This window comes from Malikia granosa (assembly GCF_002980595.1).
GTDB lineage: Bacteria > Pseudomonadota > Gammaproteobacteria > Burkholderiales > Burkholderiaceae_C > Malikia > Malikia granosa.
Window position 1 is genome coordinate 1 of sequence record NZ_PVLQ01000037.1, and the last position, 4,552, is coordinate 4,552.

Consider the following 4,552-nt stretch of genomic DNA (forward strand, 5'->3'; position numbering starts at 1 on the left):
ACTTTCGGAAACCTTAGTATGACAATTTCACTGTCTGGTCTGGACGAAAAACCGTCAGCACCTACCCTGTCCTTGCCCATGGCCCTGGGCACTGTCGGGGTGCTGCATGCGTTGCTGGTGCTGTCTAGCCGGGTGTTGTCGCTTCAGCCGGGCAACTTGGCCACCATCTGGTGTGCCAGCATCGCTACTGCCGTTCTGATGCAGGCCCGTCCGAGGCGTGACTGGCCGTGGCTGCTGGCCATCGCGGGCCTGGCTCAAATCATGGTCGATGCCGCCTATGGGACCCGCTGGGAACTGGTTTGGTTCCTGTTGCCCGCGAGTTTGCTGGAAGCAGCCCTGTCAGCTCATTTTCTGGGGCGCTGCGACAAGCTGCCGCAAGCCCTGAGCTCGCCGTTGCACTACTTGCGTGTGCTGCTCGTGGTCGGGGTCTTGCCAGTGGCCGCGGGCACTGCAGTGGGCAGCCTCTTGCTGTCGTGGTACGGTTTTGTGCCCTGGCACAGGCTCTGGCTCGCTTCGTTTCTCGGATCGCTGCTGGGTGTCGCGATATTGCTGCCCCTGGGCCTGCTGTGGCTGCATACCGGGCGCTTGTTCATCAGCAAGTCGGTGCGACAGGCATGCGGCGATGCAGCCGTGCTGCTGCTCAGTCTGCTGGTGGCGGGATTGAGCAGCCGCTACATGTCCTATCCCTATGTGTATGTGATCTCTGCCGCCATGCTGCCGATTGTGGTGGGAGGTTTTCGCATCGCAGGCTGGAGCATCCTTGCGCATGGTTGGCTGATTGCCGTGCTGCAGCCGGCGGGATGGAATGTGTCAGACCCATCTGGCCATGCGGCGGCACAACTCAGTTTTTTCCTGCCCATGCTGGCCTTGGCCGTCGAGCCGATGCTGCTGGCCACCCTGCTGCGCTCCAACCGCCTGCTGGACCAGGAAAACCGCAATCTGCTTGAAGCCGTGACCCAGCAGCTGGTGGAAACGCTATCGCTGCTCGAAAGTTCACCTTCGGCGGCACGCGTGGCTTCGCTGGACGAACACCGCATCCTGTTCGTCAACCAGCGCTACCGTGACACGTTTCAGATTGCACCAGGTACCGAGATTGATGTCGATGTCAAGAGCTTTTACGTGGATCCCGCACAGCTGGACCAGGTCCGCCAGGAACTGCAGTTGCATGGCGTGGTCAATGATCGCCTGATCGCCCTGCATCTGCCCACCCGTCCAGACCTGCCCATCGTCTGGGCCAAGGCGAATTATGTCGTGATCGACTTCCAGGGCCAGAAGGCCGAGCTGGCCTGGTTCTACGATGTGACTGGCTTGCACAACGCGCTGGCCAGGGTCGAGGATCTCTACAACAATTCACCTGCCGGATACCTGACCCTGTCGCCTGAGGGCGATATCCTGCAGCTCAACGATACCCAGTTGCGCTGGCTCGGCTACTCCCGCGCCGAGGTCGAAGGCAGGTTAAAGCTGCCCGATCTGTTGGCGCCGGACAGCATTGCGCTATTTCATCGCCACTTCGATCCTCTCGAGGCCGGCGGCCAGGTCGAAGGCGTCGAGCTTGACTTCGTGCGCAAGGACGGCAGCATCCTGCATGCCCAGTTGGCGGCCCTGGCCGTGTACGACCTGCAAGGTCGACTCCTGCATCGCCGCACCACCGTGCATGACATCGGCGAGCTCAAGCGCTTGCAGCAGGCCCTCGAGCGGGGCAAGCGCGACCTGGAAGCGGTGCTCGACAACATTCCCATCGCCATCACCTATATCGATACCAATCTGTGCATCCGGTTTGGCAACCGCACCACCTGCGAATGGTATGGCGTGACTGCAGGGCAGCTGATGGGCATGCATAGCCGCCAGCTGCTGGGGGCGGAACGCTTTGAGGCGGTGGAATCCAGAATGCAGCAGGCCTTGATGGGGCAACGGCAAAACTTCGAACGGCAGGTGTTCAGCGAAGCGCAGCAGCGGCCATTGCACCTGTTTCTGAACTACATTCCGGACGAGCAGGACGGCCGGGTGCTCGGTTTCTATGTGGTGGCCGCCGATGTGACGCAGGTCAAGGAAGCCTCTGAAGCCGCCAGCCGCGCCAAGAGCCAGTTCCTCAGCACCATGAGTCACGAGATCCGCACCCCCATCAACGGGGTCATGGGTTATCTGCAGCTCATGAGCCGGGAACCGCTGGGCGCGAAGATGCGTGGCTATGTCAGCGAGTCGATCAGCGCCACCCGTCTGTTGCTGCGCGTGCTCAACGACGTGCTGGACTTCAGCAAGATCGAGGCCGGCAAGTTGGGGATTCATCCCGAGCCTTTCGACTTGCTTGCCATGCTCGAAGACCTGTATGGCCTGATGCAAGCCCAGCTCGGTACCAAGTTGCTCAAGTTGCAGCTGGACATCGACCCTGGGCTGCCACGGTTTGGGGTAGCCGATGACATGCGGCTGCGTCAGGTGATGCTCAACTTGACCGACAACGCGATCAAGTTCACCGAGCGCGGCTCGGTGACGCTGCGGGTGCGCTGCAAGCCCTTGCCAGACGATAGATTTCTCCTTCAGGTGGAGGTGGCTGACAGCGGCATCGGCATCGCGCCGCAACATCTGGCCGGCATGTTTCAGGCCTTCCAGCAGGCCGACGGCAGTATCACCCGGCGCTTCGGCGGCAGCGGTCTGGGCCTGGCTATCAGCCAGCGGCTGCTCAAGCTCATGGGCAGCGAGGGTTTGCAAGTGCAAAGCGTCGAAGGCCAGGGCAGTACCTTTGGCTTCGAGCTGGCCTTGCATCGCCCGAGCCTTGAACAGCAGCAGGCATTGGCAGCCGCCATGACCCTGCCAGGCAGCAGCCCGGGCGAACAAGCCATCGCGCCATTGCAAGGCAAGCGCCTACTGCTGGTCGAGGACAACCCGACCAATATCGACGTGGCGGCTAGCATGCTCGAATCCCTGGGCGCTGAAGTGACGATCGCGATCAACGGCAGGGATGCGCTGGACGTGCTGCAGGAGCAGGGGCCGCATTTCGATCTGGTGTTCATGGACATGCAGATGCCGGAGATGGACGGGCTCGAGGCGACGCGGCAGATCAAGGCCCATCCGCAATGGGCGCAACTCCCGGTGGTGGCCATGACGGCCAATGCGATGGAGCAAGACCGGCGAGCCTGCCGCGAGGCGGGCATGGTCGACCATCTGGCCAAGCCACTGGAGATGAGCGCCTTGATCCAGGCCGTCTGCCAACATGCCCTCCCATAACAAATTCTTCATGCCGAGTTCACAGTCTCGATGCAGACTAGCAGGCCCTTCCTTTGTGACCGTACCCGTCCTGATCCGACCCTTCTCGTCTGCTGAGAAACCATGCGCCTCAAGTCATGTTGCACCGCCTGCTTGCTGACCTTGTCGGCAGTGATGTGCCCGGTACAAGCCGGCGACTGGGACGCCATGAGTGCCGCGTTGGCCATGTCCAGTCCGCCTGGTGCCACCCATCTGATTGACATCACCCAGGGCTCGGTGCTGTCGAGCCAGGTCAGCGCGTTTCGTGGCATGAGTTTCGAGACCGCAACCGGCCAGACCATACGCTTTGATGACTGGTACCGCACCCGCTGGACCGACCTGCGCCTGGCCTGGCTGAGCGAAGTCAATCGCCACTGGGGCGTGATCTGGGGCTTCAGCACTGGCGAGCGCGGCCAGAAATACACCATCGACCCCAGCCTCCAACTCGGACTGGTCTACCAGACCGCATTGAGTTCAGGCAGTAGCTTGTCCTGGCGTGCCGTGACCCTGTTAGGTGGCAAATTGCGCGAAAAACCCTGTGTCGCCAACTACGGCGACATCGGCGGCATCCAGCAGGTGAACTGTCGCCTGGCAGCCACCGAACTGACGCCCGAAGCTACCCTGGCTTACCTGCTCCATCGGGCGCCGCCCTCCAGTTTTGCCTTGAACATTAAATTTACCCATCTGTTTTGATACACCATAAGGAGATTGCCATGAGCCCCCGTCCCGCCCTGTTGCTGCCCCTGCTGTTGGCTATTGCCACTGGTTTTGCCCAAGCTGGCAAACCCAATGACGCCACCGCCACCAGCCTCGCGACTCCCGTCTTGCAGGGGTGGATGCATACCGACCTGGGGCCAGCCTGGGCCCAGGGCTACAAAGGCCAGGGCATCACGGTCAAGGTGGTGGACGACTTTGCATCCTCCACGACCTATGGTGGCAACCTGGGTGACGGCAGCATGAGCCAGCGCCATGGTGAATGGACCTTGAAGGAGGCCAGCATGGTGGCTCCCTCGGCCACCTTCAAGACGCATGATTTGGGCAACACCAGTTCTGTCAGCCTGAGCCGAGGCCTGAACGTGCTCAACGCGAGCTACGGCACCTATGGTCCTGCAGGTCTGAATACCAGTACCCTGGCTTTCACGCCGCGCGACAATTCGATCATCAGCTATGCCGGCAGTGGCAGCGCCGTGGTCTCCAAGGCCGCTGGCAACGACAGCGTGCCGATCGGTTCGGCTGGCGCCCTGGGGGTGGATTATCTGAACCTGGCGTTGCGTGGCAGGGCTTCTGCCATTTACTAAGTTTTCTGAAAGAA

At 61.4% G+C, this 4,552-nt stretch carries 3 protein-coding genes; all 3 read left to right on the forward strand.

Going from position 1 to position 4,552, the window contains the following annotated elements; genetic code table 11:
* Positions 1-78 precede the first annotated feature (78 nt).
* The 3 genes from C6P64_RS11215 to C6P64_RS11225 all read left to right on the forward strand — a co-directional run bounded on the left by C6P64_RS11215 (position 79) and on the right by C6P64_RS11225 (position 4,538).
* A complete protein-coding gene (locus tag C6P64_RS11215; RefSeq protein ID WP_170073088.1) occupies positions 79-3,222 on the forward strand; it encodes a PAS domain-containing hybrid sensor histidine kinase/response regulator in 3,144 nt (1,047 codons plus the stop codon).
* Positions 3,223-3,354: 132 nt separating this feature from the next.
* The gene (locus C6P64_RS11220; RefSeq protein WP_146115908.1) at positions 3,355-3,933 is read left to right on the forward strand and encodes a hypothetical protein; all 579 of its coding nucleotides are present in this window, start codon (positions 3,355-3,357) and stop codon (positions 3,931-3,933) included.
* A 20-nt stretch (positions 3,934-3,953) separates the two neighbouring features.
* Complete coding sequence (locus tag C6P64_RS11225) at positions 3,954-4,538, forward strand: hypothetical protein (RefSeq protein WP_146115909.1); 585 nt, start codon at positions 3,954-3,956, stop codon at positions 4,536-4,538.
* The last annotated feature ends 14 nt before the right edge of the window (positions 4,539-4,552 follow it).